The organism is Roseicyclus mahoneyensis, from assembly GCF_003148775.1.
Taxonomy (GTDB): domain Bacteria; phylum Pseudomonadota; class Alphaproteobacteria; order Rhodobacterales; family Rhodobacteraceae; genus Roseicyclus; species Roseicyclus mahoneyensis.
Genome location: NZ_QGGW01000009.1, coordinates 104,053 through 129,449 on the forward strand (window position 1 = coordinate 104,053; position 25,397 = coordinate 129,449).

The window sequence follows — 25,397 nt, forward strand, 5'->3', positions numbered from 1 at the left end:
GCAGGGAGAAACGTGGTCCTAGGTTCCGCAGGCGTCACGCAACTGGCGCACGGCGGCCTGCGTACCGTCGATGATGGGGATCGGGCAGCGATCCTGCAGTCGATGGGCCAATCCGGCAAGGGGTCCGCCGCCCAGAACCACGCTTTGCGCCCCATCGACGGCGCAAGCCCGGCACAGGTCCAGGATCGCCAGACCAAGAGTATCGGCCACGTCAGCGGGATCATGCCGCAACGGGCCGGGGGGGCTCACGATCCCGACAAGTTGATCGAGCACGCCATGCTCATGCGACTTGTGATGCAAGGGCGCAGCGACCTCGGGGGCGAAGGTGACGATGGCAAAGGGGCCACCCCGGCGCCGAACCTCGGCAAAGGCGGCCTCGGCGATGCCGATAACCGGCAGATGCGCATGCGCCGCCCGGACCTCGGGCGCGCCAGTGTCCCCGAAGGAGGCAAGCACGATCCCGTCGAAATCACCCTCCTGCTGCGCAATGGCCGCCAGCACCCCGGCCACAGCCGCCCGCCCGTCTTCCTCGGTCACGATCAAGGATGGCCCGAAGGCCGCAGGAACGGTGGTAAAGCGGTCCCCCGGGTGCGCCACGGCCTGCGCGGCGGCATTGATGCGCGCCGTCACACCGGGCGACGTGTTGGGGTTCACGATCAACAGCCGCATCACAAGATGACCGATGGTAGCCACAAGACGATGGCGGGGAAGAGATTGACGAGGATCAACGCCACCAGCATCGCGCCGATGAAGGCCATGAGTGATGGAATGATCTTGGCGATGGAGATCTTGGCGATGGCGCATGTGATCAGCACGACCGAGGCCACCGGTGGCGTCTGCTGCCCGATGCCGAGGTTGATGGTCAGGATCAGGCCAAAATGCACCCGGTCGATGCCCAGTTGATCGGCCAGCGGCAGGAAGATCGGGACCAGCATCAAGATCGCGGGCGTCCCGTGGATGATCGTGCCCGCCAACAGGAAGAACACGTTGATCGCCAGCAGCACGACCCAGTAGTTGTCCGACAGGCCCAAGATCGCCTGCGCGATGGTCTGGGGGATCTGCTGGTTGGTCATGTACCAGCCCAGAAGCGTCGAGGTGGCCACGATGAACATCAGCATTGCGCTGCGCTTGCCCGCGATGCGGAAGGTATCGAGAAGATTGCCCAGCCGGATCGTGCGGTAAAGGAAGGCCGCCAGAACGATGGACCAGAAGGCCGCGATGGCGCCCGCCTCGGTCGCGGTGAAAATGCCGCCCAGAATGCCCACAAGAATCAAGATCGGCAGAGTCAGGGGAATGGCGGCATCCTTGCCGGTTTCCAGCACGCGCTTGAGGCGGAACTCGCCCTCGGTCGGATAGCCTTTGCGGACGGAGATGATGTAGGCCGTCGCCATCAAGAGCCCGCAGACAAGGATGCCGGGCAAGATACCGGCGGCGAACAGCTCGGCGATCGAGGCGTTGGCCACATAGGCATAGAGGATCAGGTTCAGCGACGGCGGCACGATGATCGCCATCGTGGCCGAGGTCGATGTTACGGCGGCGGCAAAGGCGGCCGGGTAGCCGCGTTTCTTCATCTGCGGGATCATCACCGAGCCGATGGCGGCAGCATCCGAGGTGGCGGTGCCCGAAATCTCGGAAAAGAACAGCGATGTCAAGATGTTGACATGCGCCAACCCGCCCCGGATATGCCCGACCAGACTGGAGGCGAAGGCGATCAGCTTTTCCGCGATGCGCCCCTGATTCATCACTTCGCCCGCGATCATGAACAACAGCGCCGCGACAAGCAGGTAGTTGTTGGCGCCGCCAAACGGGATCAGGCCGATGATTTGCGGCACGACGGCGGGATCGATGATGATGAGCGTGGCCGCCGTGACGCCCAGCACGAAGGCGATGGGCAGGCCCGCGATCAGCAAGACGACAAGAAGGATCAGGATGATCCAGCCGGGATCGAGAAACATCACGCGTCGCTTTCGGGCAAGAGGTCGTCAGGATGAACCTGCCCGGTCAGCAGACCGGCCAGACGGGTGACACTGATGAGCGCGATCAAGGCTCCGCCGACGGGCATCGTGTAGCGAAACAGCGCCATCGGCAGGTCGACCGAGATCATCATGCGGCTGCCGAAACTGGCCGCCGCGATACCGCCATACCAGGCAAGCAGCACACCGAACCCGGCGATCAGGATCAGGTTGCCCGCCATCACCGCGCGCTTGACGCCCGGCGGCAGGATGCGAACCACCGCATCGAACCCCAGATGTTCCGAGGTGCGGGTCAGGTAAGCGGCGCCGATGAAGGTCAGCGCGGCGAGGATATGGGCAGGCAACTCTTCCGACCAGGAGACGGAATTGTTGAACACGAAGCGGCTGACCACCGCGATGTTGAGCAGCACGAAGAGCAACCCGGCCAAGCCGATCACCGCCGCGTCCAACGCGCGCGTCAGCCAGAGATCGAGGCGGGCGATAAGGGTGGTAAGGCTGGCCATGGCCGGGTGCTCCTGTCGCATCACTCGATGCCAAGCGCCGCGCGGGTCGCTGCGATCATGTCGGCACCGATCACGTCAACGAAGGTCGGGCTTTCGTAAAGCGGTGCTGCAGCAGCCTGAAACGCGGCGAAATCGACCTCATTGATGGCGATACGGTCACCCAGCTCGGCGATCACGCGGGCATCGGTTTCCGTGCCCCAGTCAAAGGTCCAGGGCGCAAGCTCGGCCGCGACGGTCATGACGGTTTCCCGCAGGGCAGGGTCGAGCCCGTTCAAGTAGGGTTCACCGAAAACCAGAAAGGTCGGCAGGTAGACATGGTTGGACAGCGACATGTAATCCTGCACCTCGTAGAGGCGCGCGCTTTCCACGATCTCGGCCGGATTTTCCTGCCCGTCGATCACACCCTGATCAAGCGCGGAATAGACCTCGCCAAAGGACAGCGGTGTGGCGTTCGCGCCCAACGTGTTGAACATCTCGACGCGCTGGCGGCTGGTGGGGGTGCGGATCTTGAGACCCACCAGATCGGCGGGCACCACGATGGGGCGCACGTCATTGGTGATCTGGCGGAACCCGTTGTCCCACATCGCGGCCAGCATCATGCCGGTGCCATCGAAACCCGCGGCCATCATCTCGCCCGCAGGGCTGGCCGCAAAGGTCTGGACCGCGGCGCGGTCCTCGAACAGGTAGGGAAGGTCGAAGATCGCAGTGCGCGCATTGATCTGCGCGATGGCCGAGGCCGAGAGCGAGGCGTGATGCGTACCAAGGCCAAGGCCCTGCAGCACGTCTTCCTCGGAGCCGAGCGTGTTCGACATGAAGATCTGCACGTCGATGGCGCCTTCGGTGGCTGCCTCGAGGCGGGATTCGTATTCGAGCAAGAAGACATGCGCGAACGACCCATCCGGCAGTGAGGAATTGATCTGAAGGACGGTTTGCGCCGAAGCGACGCCCGGCAGGGCGAGGCTCGCGGCCGCGATGAAAAGCGAATTTCTCAGGAGCGTCATGTCTCGATCCTTTCGAGGGGAGGCGGGGAAAAACAATGCCCACCCATGCAAAAATATTTTCCGTTGCCCGCCATGATAAAAATGCATTTTCATGGCCAGCCGGCGCCAAGGATTCTCCGACGCTCAAGAAACGGGCAACAATCGGGGGGGTCTGACCAAGCAATCCGCTCTGGACCGGGTCAGATCTCGTCAAGCGAATCATGGATGGCTTCGATGGCGCTCAGCCTTTCGCGTCCAGCCGGACCCGATCTTTCGATCGCGGCGGCCGCCAGCAGACCGCAGATCGCCATGACGCCGACATGATCGAACAGGGCCCCCGCGCCGGTGGTGCTGCACGGCAGGGTCCACCTGACTGGCCCCGCACCAAGCTCGGTCAGGTCGCCGATCAGGGCCACATCCGCGCCGCAGCCCGTCACATGCCGCAGCACCTGATCGAGCTGGCGTGGCGGCCTGCGCAGGGCGAACACGATCACGCAATCGCCCGGACCGATCCCGGCAAGGCTTTCAGCCAGTGTCTCCCCGTCGCGCGGCAGGGTCGCCACGTCGGACCGGACCTGCATCACCTGCCATGCAAGGTAGCGGGCAAAGCCCTGACCGGCCCGAAAGCCGACCACCCACAACCGGCGCGCCGCGACCATGGCCGTCACGAGGCCCGCGATCTCGGCCTCGTCCAGCGCCGCAAGGCTTTGCTCAAGGTTGCCGTGGCACTGTGCGAGGTGACGGGCCACCAGCCCTTGCGAGGGGGTTCCATCCCCCCCGACCCGGAACAGCGCAGTTCCCGCCACCTGTTCGGCCCGCACGGCTTGCCGCGCCTCTTCAAAGGACGCGTAGCCGATCTTGCGGACAAAACGGGTCACCGTGGCGTTGGACACGCCAGCAAGCTTGGCGATTTCCGTGGCGGTATATCCTGCCAACTGGCCGGGGAAATGCACGATGGCATCGGCAAGGCGCTTTTCGCTGGGATGAAATTCCGGCGTCGCCTTGCGGATGCGGGTCAGAAACGAGGTCTTTGGCGCTGGCGACATGGCGATGAAAATATCCTTTCGCGGCGCGAACCCGCAAGCTCTTATGCGCGTCGCGATCGGGCAGAATCGTCCCGCCGGGCCCTCCGATCATGGTCGGGCTGCCCGCTGCAGGCAGCGCTCTGTCCCCGCAGCGCTCAATTTCCAAGCACCCGATCGCGTGCAAGCCCACAAAGCCGACGATTTCCAACATCGGCCCGGCCGACATCCAAACGCTTTTGACCCATCCCCAAGCGCCATGCAGCCTGTTGGTGCGCAGAGCATTTAGGGTTCCGCCCGGGTTCGGGGTCTGGTCCGAGAAATGCGGCCGCGTCGGCAAATTCCGGCACGGTACACGGCGGGCCAAAATCCCGGGAGAGCACTGCGCATCTTGTTCGGCCGCTCCCCTCGAACGTCGCTGTCTTCGGTCGGACGTCTGCCATCATCCTGTCGGAGGACCCGAAGTTGACGAAAACAACCCTCGCCGCGACCACCGCCCTTGCCCTGACCCTGTCCACAGGCCTTGCCACTGCGCAGGAGCGCACGGAGTTTTCCGTCGCATGGTCGATCTATGTCGGCTGGATGCCCTGGGGCTATCTGGACGAAAGCGGCATCATGGATGCTTGGGCGGAACGCTACGGCATCACCGTCGATATCGTGCAGATCAACGATTATGTGGAATCGATCAACCTTTACACAGCGGGCGAATTCGACGGGGTGTCGGCCACCAACATGGACACGCTGTCGATCCCGGCAGGATCGGGCGTGGACACCACGGCACTCATCGTCGGCGATTTCTCCAACGGCAACGACGCGGTGATCCTCAAGGGCGAGGGGACACTGGAAAGCCTTGCGGGCATGCCCGTCAACCTCGTGGAACTGTCGGTATCTCACTACCTGCTCGCCCGTGCGCTCGACAGCGTGGGACTTGAGGAACGCGACCTTGCGGGTGTCATCAACACCTCCGACGCCGACATGATCGCGGCCTTCGCCACCGATGACGTGCAGGCGGTCGTCACCTGGAACCCGCTGGTCTCCACCATCGCCGAGGACCCTGCCGCCAATATCCTTTTCACCTCCGCCGACATCCCCGGCGAGATCATCGACATGATGGTGGTCAACACGGAAACGCTCGCCGCCAACCCCGATTTCGGGCGCGCCTTGGTGGGGGCGTGGTATGAGTTGATGACGATCATGTCGTCGGACACGCCCGAAGGCGTCGCGGCGCGCACCGCCATGGCCGAGGCCTCGGGCACGGACCTTGCGGGCTATGACGCGCAACTGGCCTCCACCCAGATGTTCTGGAACCCCGCCGATGCGGTCGCCTTCGTGCAAAGTCCGGCGCTGCCGGAGACCATGGTGAGCGTGGCCGAGTTCCTGTTCGAGCGTGGCATTCTTGGCGAAGGGGCACCGAGCGCCGATTTCGTCGGTGTCGAATACCCCGGCGATGTGGTCACGGGTGATCCCGCCAATATCCGCCTGCGCTTCGATCCCAGCTTCATGCAGATGGCGGCCGACGGGGCGCTGTAACGGCAAGCGGACGGGGTCCGGGTCATGCGGCTGATCAACCGATATCCCGGCCCCGTGGGCCGCGTGGCACTGGCCGCCCTGCCCTTCGTGCTGGTGGGACTTGTCTATGCGCAAGCCTCGGCCGCGCGGCTGGCCGAGAACCCGCAGGACCGCATCCTGCCCTCCTTCGCCACCTTGGGCGGAACCGCGTGGCGGCTCTTGACCGAGGAAGACCGGCGGTCGGGCGAGATCCTGTTCTGGGGCGATACCCTGTCCAGCCTGTCGCTTCTGGCGGCGGGCGTTGGCATCGCCGCGCTTTTGGGGCTGGTGCTGGGGGTAGCCATAGGGCTGATCCCGCTGATCCGGTCCAGCCTGCAGGGTTTCGTCGCCGTCGTCTCGATGATCCCGCCGCTGGCGGTGCTGCCGATCCTCTTTATCACGCTGGGCGTGGGCGATACCGCCAAAATTGCGCTGATCGCCATCGGCATAACGCCGTTCCTGATCCGCGACCTCACGGCGCGCACGCTGGAATTGCCGCAAGAACAAGTGGTAAAGGCGCAGACGCTGGGCGCTTCGACGCTGGGCATAGCCCTCTCGGTCGCGCTGCCGCAGATCCTGCCGCGCCTGATCTCGGCGATACGCCTGTCGCTTGGCCCCGCATGGCTGTTCCTGATCGCCGCCGAAGCGGTCGCTTCAGACAGCGGGCTTGGCTACCGCGTGTTCCTTGTCCGCCGCTTTCTGGCGATGGACGTGATCCTGACCTATGTGGCGTGGATCACGCTGCTGGCCTTCCTGATTGACTGGGGGCTGGCGCGCCTGTCGCGCTGGCTGTTCCCGTGGGCGGAGGCGCGGGGATGACGCTGGTTCAGGTCGACGGCATCTTTCAAAGCTACGGCCCGCGCCCAATCTTGGAGCGGGTGTCGCTGTCGGTGGGTGAAGGCGAATTCATCTCGATCGTGGGCGCGTCCGGCTGCGGGAAATCCACCTTCCTGCGGCTGCTCTTGGATCAGGAACGCCCCACGCGCGGCCAGATCACGGTCGACGGCCAGCCGTTGAAGGGAGAGCCAGACCGCACGCGCGGCATCGTGTTCCAGCGTTATTCAGTGTTCCCCCACCTGACCGTCCGCGACAATATCGTGGCCGCCGAAGGCTTGTCGCGCCCGCTGGGCCGCTTGTTCGGCCCCGCCCGCCGCGCCGCGCGCGCCCGCGCCGATGCCACGCTCGACCGGATCGGGCTGGCGCATGTGGCCCACCAATATCCCGCCGCGCTGTCAGGCGGCATGCAACAGCGCCTTGCCATCGCACAGGCGCTGGCGGCCAAGCCCCGTATCTTGCTGCTCGATGAACCCTTCGGCGCGCTCGACCCCGGCACGCGCGAGCAGATGCACGCTTTTCTGACCGATCTGCGCCAGGAAACCCCCATGACCGTCTTCATGGTCACCCACGACCTGCGCGAGGCGTTCAAGCTGGGCGACCGGGTCATCGTCTTCGACAAGACCCGCTGGGACCCCCATGACCCCGCCGCCTATGGCGCGACGATCACCTATGATTTTGACGCCCGCAACGGCGGCATCCCCTATCAACTGAAAGAGGACCAAGATGGATCATCTCACCCCGCGGCGCAGCCGGCCGCATAGCCCGCGCCTTGCGCCGCGCGACGACCGGCGCGCGCATCACCCCGACCTGACGAAGCTGCGCGGCTGGCGCGCGATGCAGGCTGAGGCCGACATTCCCGGTGACCGCTGGGACGAAGAACGCCGCTGGGCGCTGCGCATGGGGCTGACCGGCGCCGACAGCATCGAGGACAAGTCGATCCCCACCTTCGCGCGCGGCGAGCTGCCCCATTACGCGGGCATCAACACCTTCCTCAAGGCGCCCTACGCCGAGGATGTGACCGAGGTGAAGCATTACGACGCCACCGTCCTTGGCATCCCCTTTGACGGCGGCACCACCTACCGCCCTGGAACGCGCTTTGGCCCGCAAGGCTTGCGCAAGATCAGCGCGCTTTACACGCCCTACAACTATGAGCTGGCCGTCGACCTGCGCGAACAGATGACGCTCTGCGATGCGGGCGATGTGTTCACCATCCCCGCGAACCTCGAAAAGAGCTTCGACCAGATCAGCCGTGCAGTCAGCCACGTGTTCAGCTCCGGCAGCTTCCCGATCATGATCGGGGGCGATCATTCGATCGGGTTCCCTTGCGTGCGCGGCATCGCGGAATGCACCTCCAAGAAAATCGGGATCGTGCATTTCGACCGCCACGCCGACATTCAGGAAAAAGACCTCGACGAGCGGATGCACACGACGCCGTGGTTCCACTCTACCCTCCTGCCCAATGTGCCGGCCAAGAACCTCGTGCAGGTGGGCATCGGCGGCTGGCAGGTCCCGCGCGAGGCGGTGAAGGTCGCGCGCGAGCGGGAAACCAACATCATCACCATGTCCGACATGGAGAAGATGGGCATCGACAAGACCGCCGAGATGGCGCTGGAAATGGCATGGGATGGCGTCGACATGGTCTACATGTCCTTTGACATCGACAGCATCGATTGCGGCTTTGTCCCCGGCACCGGCTGGCCCGAACCCGGCGGCTTCCTGCCGCGCGAGGCGTTGGCGCTGGCGTCCAAAGTGGCCGCCGAAGGGCTCTGCGGCATGGAACTGGTCGAGGTCAGCCCGCCCTATGACACCTCCGACATCACGGCGCTGATGGGCACGCGGGTGATCGTGGATGTGCTGGGCTCGATGGTGGCGGCAGGCAAGATGGGCGCGCACAAGCGCCATATCGACAAGCCCGTGACCATCCCGCATGGCGAGTTCACCGGGCGGAGGTGGTCCAATGCCCCATGATCACCACCACCACGGGCACGGGCACCACCATCACCCGCATGATCACAACCATGCACACGGTCCCGCCGATCACCTCCATTCGCACCTGACGCCCGAGGATAGCGCCGCCGATCTGCAGATCCTGACCGCGCAATTCATCGACGGTTTCGTGACCGCCGCCGACAAGGCCGCCTATCTGCAGCTCGCGGGCGTTCCGCTGGAACGGCCGGGCAAGGCCGGGGCCAGCACGCTGAAACTGGTGGATGTGGAGTTGAAAACCGAATGGCAGGTCGGCACTGCTTCGCCGTCCTTTGGCACGCGGGAACTCAGCTACCTGCCCTTTCCGGGGTCGATGATCCGGGAACGCACCAACATGGCATTGGTCTACGTCTCGATGGACGAAAAGGACAGGCTCGACATCCGCGATTTTCTGGCGACGCGCGACCTGCCCTGATGACCCGGTCGGTTTGCCCCTAGCGCTGCGGCTGGGGCAGACCCTCGGGATACTGGCGCGTCACGATGGCCAGCAGATCGTCCCAGACACCGGGTGCCGCCCCCAGCGTCAGGCCAAGCGTGGCATCGGCCGGATAGGCGAATGTGACCCCGCCAGCCTCGCGGATCATCAACAGGCCCGCCAGACTGTCCCACGGGTTCATCGCCGGCTCCACATAGGCGGCAAGCCTGCCCGCCGCGACATTGGCCAGCATGTTGGCACCCGATCCGTTGCGGTAGAACATTCCGCCCGCCTGCATCAACCCTTGGATGATGCCCACGATCGGTTCGGGTTCGGACCGGTTCGAGGCACCTACTGCCACAAGGCCCTGCGTGATCGCCCGCGTCGGATCAAGCGTCAGGCGTTTGCCGTCAAGGGTAACCCCCCGCCCCGCGCGCGCCGCGAAATGTTCGCCCGCCATCGGCACGTCGATCACGCCCAGATGGGTTTCCGTCCCTTCGATCAGCGCGATCACCACGCACCAATGCGGCAGGCCCATGAGGAAGGGCACGGTGCCGTCGATGGGGTCGATGACCCATGTCAGGCCGGACCGCCCGGCCATGGCGCCACCTTCCTCGCCCAGAATTGCGTCATCGGGAAAGGCCGCTGCGATCTCGGCCCGGATCATGTCCTCGACCGCGCGATCTGCGATCGACACGAGATCGAGCGCGCCGGTCTTGGTCTCGATCTCAAGACTGTCGCGGCGGCGATAATAGTCGAGCGCAATATGCCCGGCCCTTTGCGCAAGGTCAGAGGCAAGGGCCGCACGAGCGGCGATAGGGTCGGTCATGGAAAGGGTCTTTCAGCGGACAAGGACAAGGTCTGCGGGATCGATCTGCAGGTCGACGCTATCGCCTGCGGTCAGGCGCGGCTCGGAAATCGGGCGCGAGACGAGGAACTCAAGGTTTTCGTCCTGCACGACATATTCCATCCGGCTGCCCAGATAGCTGGCAGACCGGATCGTGGCGATGCCACCCTTTGCCAGCCGGATGCGTTCTGGCCGGATCGTGGCGGTGACGATGCCATCCGCGGCCCTGACCGGCAGGGCCAGATGGGCGGCATGGAAGGTTCCAGAGGAAACCTTTCCCTCGATCAGGTTCGCATCGCCGATGAAATCGGCAACAAAGGACGATGCAGGCTGTTCATAAAGCTCCGCCGGCGTGCCGATCTGGGCGATCTGGCCCATCTTCATCACCACGATGCGGTCGGAGACAGCCAGCGCTTCCTCCTGATCATGGGTGACATAGACGGCGGTCAGGCCGAAGCGCTGCTGCAACTCGCGGATCTCCGCCCGGACCTTGCGGCGCAGTTTGGCATCGACGTTGGAGAGCGGCTCGTCGAACAGAAGAACATCGGGCTGCTGCACGATGGCACGCGCGACCGCGACCCGCTGCTGCTGGCCGCCCGACAATTCCGAGGGCAAGCGCGCCTCGTAGCCCGCCAGCCCCACCTGATCGAGGATGGCGCGCGCGCGGTCGCGCGCCTCGGCCTTGGGAACGCCACGGATCGTGGGGCCGTAGGACACGTTGTCGAGCACACTCATATGCGGAAACAGCGCGTAGGATTGGAACACCATGCCGACGTTGCGTTCCGACGCAGGGTCGCGGCTGACGTCGCGGCCTGCGATCTTGACCTGCCCCTCGGTCGGCAGCTCCAACCCCGCGATCAGGCGCAGCGACGTAGTCTTGCCGCAGCCCGAGGGACCAAGAAAGGTCACAAGCTCCCCCTTGGCGATAGAAAAGCTCATCTTGTCGACCGCCACGGCACTGCCGTAGCGCTTGAGCACATTCACGAATTCGATCGCCGTTTCCGTCATGCCCTGTCCCTTATTCCGCGGGGTCCGCCGCCGGGCGGCCCTGCAATTCCTGTCTGCGCCCCAGCCTGCGCGTGCCCACCGCCAACTGGATCAGCGCGACGCAGCCGATCATCACGATCATCAGCACCGCCGAATAGGCGATGGCGAGCGCGTATTCCCCCGCCTCGACCCTGCCCATGATATAGGCCGTCGCCATGTTGTGCCGCGCCGAGACAAGGAAGATCACGGCAGAGACCGCCGTCATCGCCGTGACGAAGGAATAGACCAGCGCCGTGAAAACCGCAGGCCGGATCAGGGGCAGGACCACGCGGCGCAGCGTCGTGGCCCCGCCCGCGCCCATGGTCTGCGACGCCTCCTCCATCGACTTGTCGATCTGGGCCAGCGCCGCCAGTCCCGCCCGCATGCCCACCGGCATGTTGCGAAAGACAAAACAGATGATGAGGATGGCCGCCGTCCCGGTGATGTCGACCGGCGGCACGTTGAAAGCCGCGACATAGGACACACCCACCACGGTGCCGGGAACCGCAAAGGACAACATCGTGCCGAATTCAAAGGCACGGCGACCGGCAAAATCCTGCCGCGCGACCAGCCATGCGGTCAGGATGCCCACCAGCGTCGTCAAGGGCGCAGCCAGCCCTGCGACCCAGAGCGTGGTAATCATCGAATCCCAAGCCGAGCCATAAAGCTGAAGGCCGTTCTCGGCGATCTCGAAACGGAAGGCGGTGACCAGATGGCTCAGCGTCGGCGTCAGGTCCCAGCGCCCGATATCGGTGACGAAGCCGCCTGCCGCGATGATGATGTAGACCGCCAGCGTGAACAGGACCCAAGGCAGCACCACCGCAAACACCGCGATCTTGAGGATTGGCGGCAGCGGTGCGGTCAGGCCAGCGTCGGATTTGCCGGTGACCGTGACGTAGCTTTTCTTGCCCATCCAGCGCATCTGCAGCCAGAACGCGATCAGCGTCAGCGCCAGCAGGATCATCGCAAGTGTCGCAGCGTTGCCCAGATCGTAGCGCGCGCCGACCACGGCGAAGAAGATCTTGACCGACAGCACCTCGTAGCCACCACCCAGCACGATCGGGTTGCCAAAATCCGCAAGGCTTTCGATGAAGGCCAGCAGAAAGGCCGCCGCTAGACCAGGACGCAACAGTGGCCATGTGATCTTGCGGAAGGTGGTCATCGACCGCGCGCCAAGAGTGCGCGAAGCTTCCTCAAGCGTGGGATTGATCGCCTCGAGCGTGGACAGCAGCACAAGAAAGGTCACCGGCGCAAAGGCCAGAACCTGCGCGATCAAGATGCCGGGAAGGCCGTAGATCCAGCGGGTTGGCCGCACGTCCATCAGGTCGGCGACGAAGCTGGTGACCAGCCCGGTACGCCCGAAGAGCAAGATGATGGCGACGCCCACGACGAAGGGCGGGGTGATGATCGGCAGGATGGAAATGGCGCGAAGCGCCCGCTTCATCCGGAAATCGGTGCGGTTGACCAAAAGTGCCAGCGCAAGGCCCAGCGCGGTCGCAAACGAGGCCGACAGCACGCCCAGAACCACGGTGTTCACGACCACGCCACAGCGCCCCGCGCCTGCGAAACAGGCCACACCCCAAAGATCAGGCGCCGAGATCCGCGCCCAGAAGGTGCCCAGCGCCAGCGCGCCCGTCGGATCAACAAAAGCAGCAATGCCAAGGCGCAGGATGGGGAAAAAGACAAACAGCGTCAGCAACGCGACGATGGCCGTGATGCAGAAAGCCGGGAAGCGCTCACCCCGGCAGAAGCCGCGCGCGGCGAAAAGGTCGGACAACAGGCCCGTCAGCGCGATCCCGGCCAGAAACCCGCCCCAGCCTAGACCAGTCTGCCCGTCGGCCGCGCGTGGGAAGGCGGACCCGACCCAATCGGCGGAGGGGCCGCGCAAGCCAACGGCAAAACCTTGCCAGATCAGCAGCGCAAACGCCCCCAGCGTCAGGCCCAGCGCAAGATTGGACCTTTGCCAGCCGCGCGTCAGCGCGGCGATGGACAGGGCCGATGTCACCGCGATCATCGGCCAGAGCCAGCCGCGTCCAGCCAGCGCCTCGGTCAGGGCCGAAGCGGCAGGGCCGGCAAAAAGGTTGTTACCCTTGTACCAAGGCACAAGACCCAGCGCTGCGGCCAAAAGACCGAGCCAGGCAAGCCCGGCTCGGTCCGATGTCAGGGAAAAGCGACCCACGGGGATGCGCTGCCGGTTACTGCGGCAGCGACCCGATCTCGGCATCCCAGCGCTGCAGCAGGCGGGTGCGTTCCTCGCTCGACCCGTAGAGGGCAAAGTCGTAGTCGATCAGGTTAACATCCTCCAGCCGCGGGGCGGCATCGGGCGTGACCGAATTGACGTTCGACGGGATCTGGAAGCTGTTCGCCGTTGCGCCCAGTTCCTGCGCCGCAGGCGTCAGCGCCCAGTCGTAGAAAGCGCGCGCGGCATCCGGGTTCGGACCGCCCGCAATGATCGACATGGACCCCACCTCGTAGCCCGTGCCCTCGCAGGGGGCGACGGTCACGATGGGCGCGCCGGTCACGGTCTGGGCTACGGCGTCATGCATGAACACGATGCCGATGGCCGTTTCGCCGGTCGCCGCCGCCCGGATCGGGGCGGAGCCCGACTGGGTATACTGGCTGATGTTGCCATGAAGCTGGGTCAGATATTCGAAAGCCTCTTCCTCACCCATCAGCTGCACCAGCGTGGCCAGCATGGTGTAGGAGGTGCCCGAGGAGTTCGGGTTCGCTACCTGCACGTCATCCTCGAACCGCGCGTCCAGCAGGTCGGCCCAGCAGGCGGGCGGGTTCTCGGTCACGAGATCGGTGTTGTAGCCAAAGCCAAGGCCACCGGCGTAGATGCCGACGGTGCGGTAGCCCGAGGTTTCCGCCTGCTGCAGCGCCCAAGGCTGCAGTTCGGCCAGCATGTCCGAGCGGTATTCCTCGGTCAGCCCCTCTTGCGCAGCCTGCAGATGGGGGTCGCCGGTGCCGCCCCACCACACGTCGCCGCGCGGCTGGCCGCTTTCGGCAGCGATCTGGGCATAGGTCTCGCCCGAGGACCGGCGGGTCATCAGGACGTTGATCCCGGTTTCGCGCTGGAACGCCTCGGACATGGCACGGCACCATTCCTCCTGCACCGAGCAGTAGAGCACAAGCTCGTTGCCCTGCGCGCTGGCCGGAACGGCCGGTGCCAGCATGATGGCCGCCGCTGCCAGCAAAACGGATCTTTTGGTCATCTTTGTCTCTCTCCCTTTGGGTGTGTGGCGGTGCGTTGACCGTCCGGTGCAGGTTCGCCCGCATCCCGGCAGACGTTTGCCGATCCTTGGGCGGTCGTAAAGATATTTACGCAGCGAAGGGCCCTTGCTGCCTCAGATGATGGCATGGCGTACCCTCGCCGAGACCCATTCGCTCAGCACGACAGTGGCAAGGATCAGCAACAAGATCACTGAGACCTGGCTCCAGGCCAGCGTGTTGAGCGAGGCCTCCAGCTTGAGCCCGATGCCCCCCGCGCCCACAAGCCCCAAGATCGCGCTTTCGCGGATGTTGATGTCCCATCGAAACACGGTGATGCCCCAGAAGGCCGGCATGATCTGCGGTACGATCCCGTAAGACAGCACCTGCGCGCCGCTGGCCCCGGTGGCCTCGATCGCCTCGATCTGACTGGCGTCCGTCTCCTCGATCGCCTCGTAGAGCAGCTTGCCGATGAACCCGATGGAGCGCAGCGCGATGGCCACGATCCCCGCCAGCAGGCCCGGCCCGATGATCGCAACCAGCAAAAGCGCCCAGATCAGCGAGTTGATCGACCGCGAGGCGACGATGATGAAAAGCGCGACGGGCCGCAGGAAAAGGGCTGATGGCGTCGTGTTGCGCGCAGCAAGAAAGGCCACCGGCACCGCCATGATGACCCCGCCCAGCGTGCCCAGCGTCGCCATGTTGAGCGTGTCCCACAGCGGCACCCACAACTCGTTCAGGTAGGACCAGCGCGGCGGCACCATGCGTCCGCCGATATCGGCGGCTTGCCGGGGCGCATCGTAGACGAAGGCCCAAATGGTGCGCTCTGTCATGATCTGCCAGCACCAGACGAACAGCGCCACCAGAGCCAGCCAGCCGCCCCAGAGCAACAGGCGCCCGCGCGTCGTGCGGTAGGACCAGACCTGGCTGTAATGCGTGATCTCGGTCATTGCAGGAACTTCCGCAGGTAGCTGGAACTGTATTCGGCGACCATCACGATGGCGATGATGATGAGCAGGATCGCCCCCGCACTGTCATATTCGTAGCGGTCGATGGCGGTATTGAGCGTCGCCCCGATCCCGCCCGCGCCGACGATACCGATCACGGCGCTTTCGCGGAAATTGATGTCGAGCCGATAGAGCGACAGGCCGATCAGGCGCGGCATCACTTGCGGCTGCACGGCGTAATTCAGCAATTGCCCCCAAGATGCGCCGGTGGCGCGCACCGCCTCGGCCTGCGCCTCGTCGATTTCCTCGATGTCGTCGGCCAGCAGTTTGGCGATGAAGCCGATGGTGGCGAAGGACAGCGTCAGGAAACCGGCGAATGTGCCGAAGCCGAACATCGCCACGAAGAAGATCGCAATGATGACTTCTTGCAATGCCCGGCTGACGGCGATGATCCCGCGGCAGATGTAGTAGATCCAGCGCGGTGCGATATTGCGCGCGGCCCCGATGCCGATCGGGATGGAGATGGCCACGCCCACCACCGTCGAGGTCAGCGTCATGGTCAGGCTTTCGATCAGCCCGCGACTGATGTCACGCCAGCGCGTATCGAAATCAGGCTGCAGGAAGCCCAAGACGAAGCGCTGCCCGCGCTCCAGCCCGGTATAGACACGCGCCCAGTTCACCTCGACCGATCCGATGGCGAGGATCAGGTAGACCACGATGCCGATCTGGAACGCGATGCGCCAGCGCCGATCCCTGATGATCTGCGGTGGGCGGCGCCAGGTCGTGGGATAGTCGGGCGCGCTCATCTGGCCAGCGCCGCCATGCGGTCACGGGCGTCGGCTTCGGCGCGGGTCTGTTCCTCGTCGCCACGGCGCATCTCGTTCCAGTCTTCCGCGCCGTAGATCGCGGTCAGCGCCTCATGCGTCAGCTGTTCGGGCGTGCCGTCGAAGACCACGCGGCCCGCCCGCAACCCCACGATGCGCTGCATGAATTGCTGCGCCAAAGGCACGTCATGGATGTTGACGATGGCGGGGAGGCCGCGCTCGGCGCAGATTTCGGTCAGCAGGCGCATGATCTGGCGGCTGGTCTTGGGGTCGAGGCTGGCGGTCGGTTCATCGACCAGCAGCAGTTCGGGGTCCTGCGCAAGCGCGCGCGCGATGCCGACCCGCTGGCGCTGCCCGCCCGACAGCGCGTCGGCGCGCTTGTCGGCCTGTTCCATCAGCCCCACCCGGTCCAGAAGCTGATAGGCGCGCTGGATGTCGGCGGGGGGGTATTTACGCAGGAAACTGCGCCAGAAGGGCACGTAGCCCAGCCGGCCGGACAGGACGTTTTCCATCACGGTCAGCCGTTCGACCAGCGCATATTCCTGAAAGATCATCCCGATGCGGCGGCGCTGGCGGCGCAGGTCGGCCTTGCCCAGCCCCACGAGATCCACGTCTCCCAGAAGCACCTTGCCCCCGCTTGGCTCCACCAGCCGGTTGATGCAACGGATCAGCGTCGACTTGCCCGCGCCCGACGGCCCGATCAAGCCCATGATCTGCCCCTTGGGAACTGTCAGCGACACGTCGCGCAGCGCAGCGTCGCCGGTCTTGTAGGTCTTTGTCAGGCCTTCGAGAAAAAGCATCCGGGGGCACCCTCTCGTGCAAAAACCCACGGGCGGCGCGGGGCCGCCCGTGACGTCATCGTGAAAGATAAGGGCTCAATTGCACTCGTAGACGACGCCGGTCAGCTCGTCGATCGTGCGGATCACGGCCCAGTCTTCCTGGAAGGTGATGGGGATGAACTGCGCCTCGCCGGAGTTGGCAAATTCCGCCTCGAGCGCGCTGCCTTCCCACTCGAAGCTGAAGAAAGCTTCGCGGATCTGTTCTTGCAGTTCCGGGGTCAGGTTGTGCGCCGTGCCGTAGCCCGTGGTCGGGAAGGTCTGCGAGGTGTAGATCGTCACGACCTGATCGGACGTGATCACCTCGCGCTCGATCATGCGGGCCATGACGGAATTGGCGATGGCAGCCGCAGGGTAGTCGCGGTTGGCCACACCGAGGATGGAGGCGTCATGCGCGCCCGAGAACACCGGTTCGAAATCCGTGCCCGCGACCATGCCGAATTCGCCCTCGAGCAGGGCGGAGGGTGCCTTGAAGCCCGAGTTCGAGGTCTCGGAGGTGAAAGCCAGCTGGCTGCCACGCAGGTCTTCCACGGCAGCGATGCCGCTGTCGGGGAAGGTGATGATTTCCATCTCATAGCCGAACGACCCGTCCTCAGCCGCCATCATGGCGAAAGGACGGAAGCCTGCACAGGCCACGGCGAGCGGGTTCGACCCTGTGTTGAAGCCCGCGATGTGCAGCCGGCCTGCGCGCATGGCCTCGATCTGGGCGGCATTGGACTGGACCGGGAAGAACTGCACCTCGCGGCCGGTCACTTCGGCCATGTGATCAAGGAAACCCTGCCAGACCTCGGCGTAGACGGCGGGGTCTTCGACGGGGGTGTAGGCGAAGATCAGCGTGTCGGGATCGGCCAGCTGGGCCGGATCGGTCGGGATGTCGGCGATCAGGTCGCCATCGGCATCCGTGAAGCGCGTATCGAGCGCGAACTCGGCAAAGGCGGGCCCGGCCAGCAGCAGGGCGGCAACGGACGTGAGGGTCGTGAGCGTTTTCATGATGATCCCCGGAGTTGATATGTTCCGGAGCGCGATATGTTCCGTGCGTGACAGGTGCGTGACAGATGGATGAAAGACCCATGACAGTTTGGGCCGCGCACTCATTCGCGGGCCGCGATGACCACGCTGCGGCGGGCGTCATGCCCCTTGAACAGATTTCAGTCGGCCCGACGCCTCAGACCAGCCAGTCACGCACCGACGGGCGCGAGACAAGTTCGCGCATCCGCGCCTCGGCATCGGGAACGCGGGACGCAAGCGGCGCGCGGGTCGGGCCGCAGTCGATCCCGCAGGCGCGCAGCGCGGCCTTCATGCCGGGCAGCACGCCGACGTCGAGCAGGCCGGTGACGAACTCGGCCGACACGTCTTGCAACGCGCGGGCGCGGTCGAGGTCGCGCGCGCCCACCGCCTCGTGAAGGGCGGCATAAAGCCGGCCGAGGATGTTGTAGGTCGTGCCGATCCCGCCATCAGTGCCCAAAGCGGCGGCGGACAGGTAGATTTCGTCGAAGCCAAAGAAATAGGTGCTGTCCGGCCGCTTGACGCGCAGCATTGTCAGCTTGAACAGGTCGGTCGAGGTGAACTTGATCCCCGCCACATTGGGCAGGTCCAAAACATCGATCAGCAGCTCCAGCGGCAAGGGACGGCCGGTGCGGATCGGCACCTCGTAGACGATCAGGGGCAGGTCGGTCTCGGCGGCAAGACCCTTGTAGTAGCCAAGGATCTCACCGTCGCTGAACGGATAGGAATGGGGCGGCAGGGCCGAAAGCCCGTCGTACCCCAGAGACTTGGCGTTCCGCGCCAGCTTGCGCGCATCGGCCAGCGCGGGCACGCCCACATGGGCGATCAGCGTCGCGCCCGAGCCCTTGGCATCGCGGGCGACCACCGCCTGCTGCTCCAGAAGCGCCTCGGTTTCCATGAGGCCCGATTCCGCGCTGCTGCCGCCGACATAAAGCCCCGTCAGCCCCTGCCGCAGCACATAGGCGTTCAAGGCAGACTGCCGTTCAGGACTGAACGCGCCGTCATCGTCGAAGGCGGACATCAGAGCGGCATACATTCCGGACAGGGGTTTCGACATCGGCGCGGCCTTTGGGTTGGTCAGGGTTGTTTGACCAAATTCGTAATATGGCAGTTATTGTTTGTCCATCTGCTTAATCAGGTTTGACAATGGTCGATTCTGGTAATACCAAAAATTGGAAACCAAAGCTGTGGCCATTGGGGGGCCTTGTCTTGCGGGAAACGGATGTCATCGACGCGCCACGCAGCAGCAGCGACGCCATCGCCGAGGTGCTGATTGCCGACATCAAGGCGGGCCGTCAGCCCAAGGGAGAGCCGCTGCCGACCGAGCGCGAGTTGAGCGAACGCTTCGACGCCTCGCGCCCCACCGTGCGCGCTGCCTTGTCGCAGATGCAGATGCGCGGCTATCTTGAGGCGCAGCCCGGCCACCGCCCCCGCGCCAGCAGCCCTTCGCTTGACAGCATCCTGCGCGGGGCCGCCGACCATATCCGCGACATCCTTGGCGATGCCGAGGCGGGCGCGCATCTGGAACAGATGCGCCAGTTCATCGAGACTGGCGCGGCCCGCGCGGCCACCATGCGCGCCGATACCGTGCATCTGGCCAAGCTGAACGAGGCGCTGACCCGCAACGCAGAGGCCATCGGCACCCCTGATTTCGCGCAGACCGACATCGCCTTTCACCGCGCGCTGGTGTCGGTCGTGGGCAACCCCATCTTGCTGACTCTGCACGACATGTTTGTCAGCCGCTTGTTTGCCGACCGCCCGCCGGTCGCCGACCCCATCGCCAATGACCGCATCTCCCACGAGGAACACCGCGCGATCTATACCGCGATCCTCGATGGAGACGTTGCCGCGGCGACCGACGTGATGGAGGCGCATCTTGCCCGGTCACTGCGCCGACGACTCAAGGCCGCGGCGCTTGGGTCACAGGCCCCCGCTGCCCCACAGGCGTGAGGCCGGACCGGGCCGACCCGGACACATCATCAGGAGGAGGACCAAGATGAGACCCTTTACGACAACGATCCTTGCCGGAGGTCTGGCGCTGGCCATGGCCGCCCCGGCGCTGGCCGAACGCGAAGTGACGCTGGGCATGCAGGACAACGAGGTATCGAACCTCTTTGCCGGTGCGCAGGCGATGGCCGAAACACTGGCCGAGGTGTCGGGCGGCGAGATGACGCTGACGATCTTCCCGTCGTCACAGTTGGGCGATTTCCGCGCGATGGTTGCACAGGTGCAGGCGGGCGAGTTGGACATGGTCACCGTCGGCTACCCCGACATGAGCTATGTCATTCCCGAACTGAACCTGATCGGCGCGCCTTATGTGGCCGATGATTTCGCCCATCTGCAGGAAATCGTGGCGGGCGACTGGGGGCAGGAGATGTCGGCCCGGTTCGAGGAACAGGGCATCCGCATGCTCGACCTGTGGTATTATGGCACGCGCCAGACCACGTCGAACCGCCCCATCGAAAGCATGGCAGACATGGCTGGCCTCAGGATGCGCACCCCCAACGTGCCCTTCCTGATCGCCTATGCCGAAAACACCGGTGCAACCCCCGCGCCTGTCGCCTTCGCAGAGGTCTATCTGGCGCTCCAGACCAATCAGGTCGATGCGCAGGAAAACCCGCTGCCCACCATCGAGGCGATGCGCTTTTACGAGGTGCAGAGCCATGTGGCCATCACCAACCACTTCATCGCCTCCATCGCGATGATGATCTCGGACGAATTGTGGGGCAGCCTGTCGGAGGAAGAACAGGGCTGGATCGCCGCCGCCGTCGCCGCCGGCGGTGAGGAGAACAACAGCCGCACCAATGCCGCCGAAGCCGAACTGCTGTCGACCTTCGAGGGGCGCGGCCTGACCGTCACCCGGCCCGATCTCGCGCCCTTCCGCGCGGCGATGCAGCCCTATTACGACACGCTCGAGGCCGAATTCGGCGCAGGCGCCATCGCGCGCGTCCGTGGCGACAACTGAGCCCACACCCCGCGCGCGCCCGGCATGGTCCGGGCGCGCGTTTCCCAAGACCCAAGGACGGACCCCATGAGACCGAGCCGCAAGTACAGTCTCGAAGGGACCATCGCCGCGATCCTGTTCCTGATCCTGATCGCCATCGTCGCTGTGCAGATCCTCGGGCGCACGCCCGTGATGCGCGGCCCGGTCTGGACCGAAGAGGCCGCGCGCTGGGTCTGGGTCTGGATGGCCTTCATCGGCATCGCCGAAGTCGAACGCCAGAACCGCCACCTGCGCATGGGGTTCATAGGGGCGATGCTGCCGCGCCGTATCCGCACCGTCGTGTTCACAATCGTCGATCTCGCCTATCTCGGCGTCATGGCGCAGCTGTGCTGGATCGGCTGGAAAACGGTCGACCGCACATTGGCCGCGAGCTCGGTCACCCTGCCCTTTCCGACGGCGGCGCTTTATGCCTCGGCCTTCCTCTGTTCGATCCTCGTGATCCACCGCATCCTGCGCCGCATCCTTTCGGGGCGCAGCGGTGACATCGAAGGGACCGAGGCCCCATGACCCTCATCATCATCGGCGGCCTGTGGCTGCTTCTGGTTCTGGTCGGCGTGCCGATCGGGATCGCCATGATCTTCGTCTCGGTCGGCTATTTCTGGTATATGGATCGGGGCATGTTCCTCGCCGTGCAGCGCATGGTCGACGGGCTCGACAGCTTTCCGCTGCTGGCCGTGCCACTGTTCATCCTCGCCGCCGCGATCCTGAATTCCGCGGGCATCACGCATCACCTGTTCGGCTTTGCCCGCGCCCTTGTGGGCCATGTGCGCGGCGGGCTGGGTCATGTGAACGTGCTGGCCTCGCTCTTCTTCTCGGGCATGTCCGGATCGGCGCTGGCCGACGCCGGGGGCCTTGGCAAGATGGAGATCGAGGCCATGCGCGAGGCAGGCTATGACGATGATTTCTCGGGCGCCATCACCGCCGCCTCCTCGCTGATCGGGCCGCTGGTGCCGCCCTCGATCACCATGGTGCTCTACGGCGTCATCGCCAATGTCTCGATCGGGCAATTGTTTCTGGGCGGAATTGTGCCGGGTGTGCTGTGCGCCGTGGCGCTGATGGTCATGGTGTACATCGTGGCGGGGCGCAGGAACTACCCGCGCGACCCGCGCCAATCCCTGCCACAGATCACGCGCCTGTTCTGGCGGTCGCTGCCCGCGCTGCTGACGCCGCTGGTCATCATCGGCGGCATCTTCTCGGGCTATTTCTCACCTACGGAAGCCGCGGCGGTGACGGTGCTTTACGCCATCTTGATCGATCTCGTGTTCTACCGCGAACTGACATGGCAGAGGCTCTGGGATGCGGTCTACGAGACCTCGGTCACCTCGGCCTCCATCGCCACAATCGTGGCGGGCGTGTCGCTCTTCAGCTTCATCTTCGCCCGCGAACAGGCCCCGCAGCAGATCGCCGACATGTTCCTTGCCATCGCGGACAGCCCGTTGATGTTCCTGATCGCGGTCAACCTGATGATCTTTGTGCTGGGCTGCTTCATCGAGGCGTTGGTGATCTTGCTGGTGATCGTGCCGATCCTCGTGCCGGTCGCGACAGGCTTTGGCATCGACCCGGTGCATTTCGGCATCATCGTGATCTTGAACCTGATGATCTCGATCATGACGCCGCCGATGGGCATGGCGCTGTTCGTGGTCAGCCAGGTGGGCAACATCCCCTATCAGAAACTGGCTTGGGCGATCTTGCCGTGGCTGATCCCGCCCATCGTGGTGCTGATCTTGGTCTGCGCCTTTCCGGTGCTGGCGACGGGCTTGCCGGGGCTGATGCGATGACGGGCGTCCTGACGAGACTGAAAGGCGGGCTTGTCGTGTCCTGCCAGCCGGTGCCGGGCGGCCCGATGGACCGGCCCGAGATCGTCGCGGCGATGGCCGCCGCCGCCTTGGCCGGGGGCGCCTCCGGGGTGCGGATCGAAGGGATGGCGAACCTGCGCGCCACGCGCGCCGCCACAAGCGCGCCGATCATCGCCCTGATCAAGCACGACCTGACGGGCAGCCCGGTCCGCATCACACCCTTTGCGCACGATGTCCGCGATCTGGCTGATGCAGGCGCCGATCTGGTCGCGGTGGATGCGACCGACCGCGCCCGTCCCGAAGCACTGGCTGATCTTGCTGCTGCTGTCCGCGCGGCGGGTGTCCTCGGCATGGCCGATTGTGCGAGCGAGGCCGACGGGCTGCGTGCGCGCGACTTGGGCTTTGCTATCCTGGGGACAACACTTTCGGGCTATACCGAGGCTACCGCAACCGCAGGGGATGGCCCTGACCTGAACCTTGTCGCCCGGTTTCGCCAACTGGGCGGTTTCGTGATGGCCGAGGGGCGGTTCCACACCCCCGAGGCCGCCGCCGCCGCGATCCGGGCCGGGGCCGATGCGGTCACGGTCGGCACCGCGCTGACCCGGCTGGAGGTCATGACCGGCTGGTTTTGCGATGCCGTGACCGACCCGCGGGGCTGAGCGATGCTGGACCCGGACTATGCCCCTGACGGGTTCGCCGTCGATCTGGGCGGCACCAAGATTGCAGCCGCCCGCATCGTGCAGGGCCAGATCGTCGCGCGCGCGTCCTGTGCGACCGACGCGCATGCCCCCCCGGAGGCGCAAGTCGCCGTGATGGCAGAGCTTGCCCGGCAGGTCGGATACCAGACCGGCGCGGCTCTGGGCGTCGCCGTGGCCGGGCGCATCGACGACAGGGGGCATTGGCATGCCGTCAACACCGGCACGCTGAGCGCGATTGTGGAGGTTCCGCTGACCGATCTGATCACCCGCGCCTTGGGACCGGCCAACTGCATGAATGACGCCGCCGCCGCCGCGCTGGCCGAGGCGCGGCTGGGTGCGGGTCGAGGGCTGCGCAACTTTGGCTACCTGACCGTCTCGACAGGGGTTGGCGGGGGCTTCGTCCTCGGCGGACGGCTCCTCGAAAGCCGGTCGGGTCTTGCGGGCCATGTCGGCTTCACCACAGCGCCGGGTGCCGATGAGCCTTGTGGCAGCGGCAGGCGCGGCACCGTCGAAAGCCTGGCAGGCGGTCGGGCATTGGCCGAGGCCGCCCGGAGGGCGGGACAAGTTGCCGACGCCCGCACCATCTGCGACGCCGCGACCCAAGGCGAAGCTTGGGCCCTGCACATCGTCACTGTGTCCGCCCGTGCCATCGCCACACTGATTGCCGACCTGACCGCGACCCTCGGGCTTGATGCCGTCGCGATCGGCGGAAGCATCGGCTTGGCGGATGGGTATATCGACTTGGTTCGGGACGCCCTCGACGAAGCGCCCGCCGTGTTCCGCGTTCCGATCACGCCCGCCGCACTGGGCACAGACGCGCCGCTGTTCGGGGCTCTGCTGCGGACAACAGACAGGCAGGGCGCATGAAGGCCCTCAAGCGGCAGACCCGCTGGTCAGGACAGCCGAAGGGGTCGTCCGGACCGCAAGCTGCACATGCCGCATGAAGGCCCGCACCGGTTTCGACAACGGCCGCACTGTCGAAACCGCAAAGGACGCGCGATAGACGAATTCCGGCACAAAGGGACGGATCACCAGATCGGGATCGTGCTGGCGCAGCAGCGGGAAGGGGCAGATCACCGCGACGCCCACGCCCGCGCGCGCCAGCGTGATCGCGCTGACACCGGTCGCCACCTCGGCCACGGTCTTGGGCCGGACGCCCGCGCGGGCAAAGACCTGATCGAGACGCGTGCGCACCATGTGGCGCCGCATCAGCGCGATGTGGTCCTGCCCATGCAGGGTTTCAGGGGTGATGACCTCATGGCGGGCCAGCGGATGGTCGCGCGCCATGACGCAGACGGCCAGCGTCTGGTGAAACGGGATCAGTTCCATCGCCGAATGGGTCAGCTCGGCCAGCGTGAAGCCAAGGTCGATCGTGTCATCCACCAGCCGGCTGACCAGCCCGTTGGAGGTGCAGGTCTCGAGCGAGATCATCTGTCCCGGGTTCTGCTTCATGAAACTGGCCATCAGATTGGCGAGAAAGCGGTGGCCCAGCGTCGGCGGCGCGGCCAGCCGCAACGGCTGGCTGGCCGGGTCGGCGGGATCGGTTCCGTCCAGATAGGCCAGCGCGTCGAATAGTCGGTCGAGCTTGCCGTTGAGGCGAATGGCCTCGGCGGTCGGGCGCAGACGCCCACCGCGCCGTTCGAACAAGGTGACGCCGACGTTGGCCTCAAGCTGTGCCAACATGCGGCTGACGGCGGGTTGCGAGATAGCCAGACGATGCGCCGCTGCCGTCACCGAACCCGAGGTGATGACGGCGCGCAGAACCTCGTATTCGCGGATGGACGCGCGTGGCCGCATCGAAACAACCTCCCTTTCAGTGGTCATGTCATTTGGTCATGGGTCCATAACATTTGTGCATGCTGTTTCCAATTCCCGCGTGGCGCCCATCGGATACGGTGCCGATCGTCATAGGACAAAACGATACCGGACGCCGTGTCCTG

The 25,397-nt window shown here is 65.2% G+C and carries 26 protein-coding genes and 1 riboswitch; of the genes, 11 read left to right on the plus strand and 15 right to left on the minus strand.

What is annotated here, in order from left to right; translation table 11 throughout:
• Positions 1-18: 18 nt before the first annotated feature.
• The 5 genes from C7455_RS16295 to C7455_RS16315 all read right to left on the minus strand — a co-directional run bounded on the left by C7455_RS16295 (position 19) and on the right by C7455_RS16315 (position 4,502).
• Positions 19-693 (minus strand): aspartate/glutamate racemase family protein, encoded by a 675-nt coding sequence (locus C7455_RS16295; protein WP_146200030.1) that lies wholly within the window; start codon positions 691-693, stop codon positions 19-21.
• Positions 669-1,955 (minus strand): TRAP transporter large permease, encoded by a 1,287-nt coding sequence (locus C7455_RS16300; protein ID WP_109670023.1) that lies wholly within the window; start codon positions 1,953-1,955, stop codon positions 669-671. Before C7455_RS16300 ends, C7455_RS16295 begins: the two co-directional genes overlap by 25 nt.
• Positions 1,955-2,476 (minus strand): TRAP transporter small permease, encoded by a 522-nt coding sequence (locus C7455_RS16305; RefSeq protein ID WP_109670138.1) that lies wholly within the window; start codon positions 2,474-2,476, stop codon positions 1,955-1,957. The genes C7455_RS16300 and C7455_RS16305 overlap by 1 nt, the downstream gene beginning before the upstream one ends.
• 20 nt (positions 2,477-2,496) lie before the next feature.
• The gene (locus C7455_RS16310; RefSeq protein WP_109670025.1) at positions 2,497-3,477 is read right to left on the minus strand and encodes a TRAP transporter substrate-binding protein; all 981 of its coding nucleotides are present in this window, start codon (positions 3,475-3,477) and stop codon (positions 2,497-2,499) included.
• 179 nt (positions 3,478-3,656) lie between these two features.
• Positions 3,657-4,502, minus strand: a complete 846-nt coding sequence (locus C7455_RS16315) for a MurR/RpiR family transcriptional regulator (RefSeq protein ID WP_109670027.1) — start codon at positions 4,500-4,502, stop codon at positions 3,657-3,659.
• 250 nt (positions 4,503-4,752) lie between these two features.
• Positions 4,753-4,858: riboswitch (guanidine-I (ykkC/yxkD leader) on the plus strand.
• Between the two features lie 85 nt (positions 4,859-4,943).
• On the opposite strand from C7455_RS16315, the gene C7455_RS16320 reads away from it, so the two are divergent.
• From C7455_RS16320 to C7455_RS16340, 5 genes are read left to right on the plus strand one after another with little or no spacing between them, the layout of a single operon-like run.
• Positions 4,944-6,008: a putative urea ABC transporter substrate-binding protein gene (locus C7455_RS16320; RefSeq protein WP_109670029.1), complete on the plus strand. Its 1,065-nt coding sequence runs from the start codon at positions 4,944-4,946 to the stop codon at positions 6,006-6,008.
• Between the two features lie 24 nt (positions 6,009-6,032).
• A complete protein-coding gene (locus C7455_RS16325) occupies positions 6,033-6,845 on the plus strand; it encodes an ABC transporter permease (RefSeq protein WP_109670031.1) in 813 nt (270 codons plus the stop codon).
• A complete protein-coding gene (locus tag C7455_RS16330; RefSeq protein WP_109670033.1) occupies positions 6,842-7,624 on the plus strand; it encodes an ABC transporter ATP-binding protein in 783 nt (260 codons plus the stop codon). The genes C7455_RS16325 and C7455_RS16330 overlap by 4 nt, the downstream gene beginning before the upstream one ends.
• Positions 7,587-8,831, plus strand: coding sequence for an agmatinase family protein (locus C7455_RS16335; protein ID WP_109670035.1), 1,245 nt, complete (start codon positions 7,587-7,589; stop codon positions 8,829-8,831). The genes C7455_RS16330 and C7455_RS16335 overlap by 38 nt, the downstream gene beginning before the upstream one ends.
• Positions 8,821-9,264 (plus strand): hypothetical protein, encoded by a 444-nt coding sequence (locus tag C7455_RS16340; protein WP_109670037.1) that lies wholly within the window; start codon positions 8,821-8,823, stop codon positions 9,262-9,264. Before C7455_RS16335 ends, C7455_RS16340 begins: the two co-directional genes overlap by 11 nt.
• A 19-nt stretch (positions 9,265-9,283) precedes the next feature.
• Here C7455_RS16340 and C7455_RS16345 read toward each other — a convergent pair whose 3' ends face one another.
• From C7455_RS16345 to C7455_RS16385, 9 genes are all read right to left on the minus strand, one after another.
• A complete protein-coding gene (locus C7455_RS16345) occupies positions 9,284-10,093 on the minus strand; it encodes an inositol monophosphatase family protein (RefSeq protein WP_109670039.1) in 810 nt (269 codons plus the stop codon).
• 12 nt (positions 10,094-10,105) lie between these two features.
• Positions 10,106-11,119 (minus strand): ABC transporter ATP-binding protein, encoded by a 1,014-nt coding sequence (locus C7455_RS16350; protein ID WP_109670041.1) that lies wholly within the window; start codon positions 11,117-11,119, stop codon positions 10,106-10,108.
• A gap of 10 nt (positions 11,120-11,129) precedes the next feature.
• On the minus strand, positions 11,130-13,316 hold the full coding sequence (locus C7455_RS16355) for an ABC transporter permease (RefSeq protein ID WP_245904381.1): 2,187 nt from the start codon (positions 13,314-13,316) through the stop codon (positions 11,130-11,132).
• 16 nt (positions 13,317-13,332) lie between these two features.
• Positions 13,333-14,352 (minus strand): ABC transporter substrate-binding protein, encoded by a 1,020-nt coding sequence (locus C7455_RS16360; RefSeq protein ID WP_109670045.1) that lies wholly within the window; start codon positions 14,350-14,352, stop codon positions 13,333-13,335.
• A gap of 132 nt (positions 14,353-14,484) precedes the next feature.
• On the minus strand, positions 14,485-15,297 hold the full coding sequence (gene phnE / locus C7455_RS16365; RefSeq protein ID WP_109670047.1) for a phosphonate ABC transporter, permease protein PhnE: 813 nt from the start codon (positions 15,295-15,297) through the stop codon (positions 14,485-14,487).
• Entirely contained in the window at positions 15,294-16,100 is an 807-nt protein-coding gene (gene phnE / locus C7455_RS16370; protein ID WP_109670049.1) for a phosphonate ABC transporter, permease protein PhnE, read from the minus strand. The genes phnE (C7455_RS16365) and phnE (C7455_RS16370) overlap by 4 nt, the downstream gene beginning before the upstream one ends.
• Complete coding sequence (gene phnC / locus C7455_RS16375; protein ID WP_109670051.1) at positions 16,097-16,918, minus strand: phosphonate ABC transporter ATP-binding protein; 822 nt, start codon at positions 16,916-16,918, stop codon at positions 16,097-16,099. The genes phnE (C7455_RS16370) and phnC overlap by 4 nt, the downstream gene beginning before the upstream one ends.
• A gap of 75 nt (positions 16,919-16,993) precedes the next feature.
• Positions 16,994-17,944 (minus strand): phosphate/phosphite/phosphonate ABC transporter substrate-binding protein, encoded by a 951-nt coding sequence (phnD, locus tag C7455_RS16380; protein ID WP_109670053.1) that lies wholly within the window; start codon positions 17,942-17,944, stop codon positions 16,994-16,996.
• Positions 17,945-18,119: 175 nt separating this feature from the next.
• Positions 18,120-19,016, minus strand: coding sequence for a dihydrodipicolinate synthase family protein (locus C7455_RS16385; protein ID WP_109670055.1), 897 nt, complete (start codon positions 19,014-19,016; stop codon positions 18,120-18,122).
• Between the two features lie 152 nt (positions 19,017-19,168).
• On the opposite strand from C7455_RS16385, the gene C7455_RS16390 reads away from it, so the two are divergent.
• From C7455_RS16390 to C7455_RS16415, 6 genes are all read left to right on the plus strand, one after another.
• Positions 19,169-19,909, plus strand: coding sequence for an FCD domain-containing protein (locus C7455_RS16390; RefSeq protein ID WP_245904382.1), 741 nt, complete (start codon positions 19,169-19,171; stop codon positions 19,907-19,909).
• Between the two features lie 46 nt (positions 19,910-19,955).
• On the plus strand, positions 19,956-20,924 hold the full coding sequence (locus C7455_RS16395) for a sialic acid TRAP transporter substrate-binding protein SiaP (RefSeq protein WP_109670058.1): 969 nt from the start codon (positions 19,956-19,958) through the stop codon (positions 20,922-20,924).
• Between the two features lie 66 nt (positions 20,925-20,990).
• Entirely contained in the window at positions 20,991-21,470 is a 480-nt protein-coding gene (locus tag C7455_RS16400) for a TRAP transporter small permease (RefSeq protein WP_109670060.1), read from the plus strand.
• Positions 21,467-22,741 (plus strand): TRAP transporter large permease, encoded by a 1,275-nt coding sequence (locus C7455_RS16405; protein ID WP_109670062.1) that lies wholly within the window; start codon positions 21,467-21,469, stop codon positions 22,739-22,741. The genes C7455_RS16400 and C7455_RS16405 overlap by 4 nt, the downstream gene beginning before the upstream one ends.
• Positions 22,738-23,418, plus strand: coding sequence for an N-acetylmannosamine-6-phosphate 2-epimerase (locus C7455_RS16410; RefSeq protein WP_109670064.1), 681 nt, complete (start codon positions 22,738-22,740; stop codon positions 23,416-23,418). The genes C7455_RS16405 and C7455_RS16410 overlap by 4 nt, the downstream gene beginning before the upstream one ends.
• 3 nt (positions 23,419-23,421) lie before the next feature.
• Positions 23,422-24,324, plus strand: a complete 903-nt coding sequence (locus C7455_RS16415) for an ROK family protein (protein WP_109670066.1) — start codon at positions 23,422-23,424, stop codon at positions 24,322-24,324.
• Between the two features lie 6 nt (positions 24,325-24,330).
• Here C7455_RS16415 and C7455_RS16420 read toward each other — a convergent pair whose 3' ends face one another.
• Positions 24,331-25,281, minus strand: coding sequence for a LysR substrate-binding domain-containing protein (locus tag C7455_RS16420; protein ID WP_109670068.1), 951 nt, complete (start codon positions 25,279-25,281; stop codon positions 24,331-24,333).
• Between the last annotated feature and the right edge of the window lie 116 nt (positions 25,282-25,397).

Coding starts and splice junctions, on each gene's coding strand:
- phnC (WP_109670051.1), bottom strand. CDS start 16,918: ATGCTTTTTCTCGAAGGCCTGACAAAGACCTACAAGACCGGCGACGCT.
- phnE (WP_109670047.1), bottom strand. CDS start 15,297: ATGACCGAGATCACGCATTACAGCCAGGTCTGGTCCTACCGCACGACG.
- C7455_RS16385 (WP_109670055.1), bottom strand. CDS start 19,016: ATGTCGAAACCCCTGTCCGGAATGTATGCCGCTCTGATGTCCGCCTTC.
- C7455_RS16330 (WP_109670033.1), top strand. CDS start 6,842: ATGACGCTGGTTCAGGTCGACGGCATCTTTCAAAGCTACGGCCCGCGC.
- C7455_RS16310 (WP_109670025.1), bottom strand. CDS start 3,477: ATGACGCTCCTGAGAAATTCGCTTTTCATCGCGGCCGCGAGCCTCGCC.
- phnE (WP_109670049.1), bottom strand. CDS start 16,100: ATGAGCGCGCCCGACTATCCCACGACCTGGCGCCGCCCACCGCAGATC.
- C7455_RS16305 (WP_109670138.1), bottom strand. CDS start 2,476: ATGGCCAGCCTTACCACCCTTATCGCCCGCCTCGATCTCTGGCTGACG.
- C7455_RS16335 (WP_109670035.1), top strand. CDS start 7,587: ATGGATCATCTCACCCCGCGGCGCAGCCGGCCGCATAGCCCGCGCCTT.
- C7455_RS16420 (WP_109670068.1), bottom strand. CDS start 25,281: ATGACCACTGAAAGGGAGGTTGTTTCGATGCGGCCACGCGCGTCCATC.
- C7455_RS16405 (WP_109670062.1), top strand. CDS start 21,467: ATGACCCTCATCATCATCGGCGGCCTGTGGCTGCTTCTGGTTCTGGTC.
- C7455_RS16315 (WP_109670027.1), bottom strand. CDS start 4,502: ATGTCGCCAGCGCCAAAGACCTCGTTTCTGACCCGCATCCGCAAGGCG.
- C7455_RS16345 (WP_109670039.1), bottom strand. CDS start 10,093: ATGACCGACCCTATCGCCGCTCGTGCGGCCCTTGCCTCTGACCTTGCG.
- C7455_RS16325 (WP_109670031.1), top strand. CDS start 6,033: ATGCGGCTGATCAACCGATATCCCGGCCCCGTGGGCCGCGTGGCACTG.
- C7455_RS16300 (WP_109670023.1), bottom strand. CDS start 1,955: ATGTTTCTCGATCCCGGCTGGATCATCCTGATCCTTCTTGTCGTCTTG.
- C7455_RS16340 (WP_109670037.1), top strand. CDS start 8,821: ATGCCCCATGATCACCACCACCACGGGCACGGGCACCACCATCACCCG.
- C7455_RS16360 (WP_109670045.1), bottom strand. CDS start 14,352: ATGACCAAAAGATCCGTTTTGCTGGCAGCGGCGGCCATCATGCTGGCA.
- C7455_RS16395 (WP_109670058.1), top strand. CDS start 19,956: ATGAGACCCTTTACGACAACGATCCTTGCCGGAGGTCTGGCGCTGGCC.
- phnD (WP_109670053.1), bottom strand. CDS start 17,944: ATGAAAACGCTCACGACCCTCACGTCCGTTGCCGCCCTGCTGCTGGCC.
- C7455_RS16350 (WP_109670041.1), bottom strand. CDS start 11,119: ATGACGGAAACGGCGATCGAATTCGTGAATGTGCTCAAGCGCTACGGC.
- C7455_RS16400 (WP_109670060.1), top strand. CDS start 20,991: ATGAGACCGAGCCGCAAGTACAGTCTCGAAGGGACCATCGCCGCGATC.
- C7455_RS16415 (WP_109670066.1), top strand. CDS start 23,422: ATGCTGGACCCGGACTATGCCCCTGACGGGTTCGCCGTCGATCTGGGC.
- C7455_RS16410 (WP_109670064.1), top strand. CDS start 22,738: ATGACGGGCGTCCTGACGAGACTGAAAGGCGGGCTTGTCGTGTCCTGC.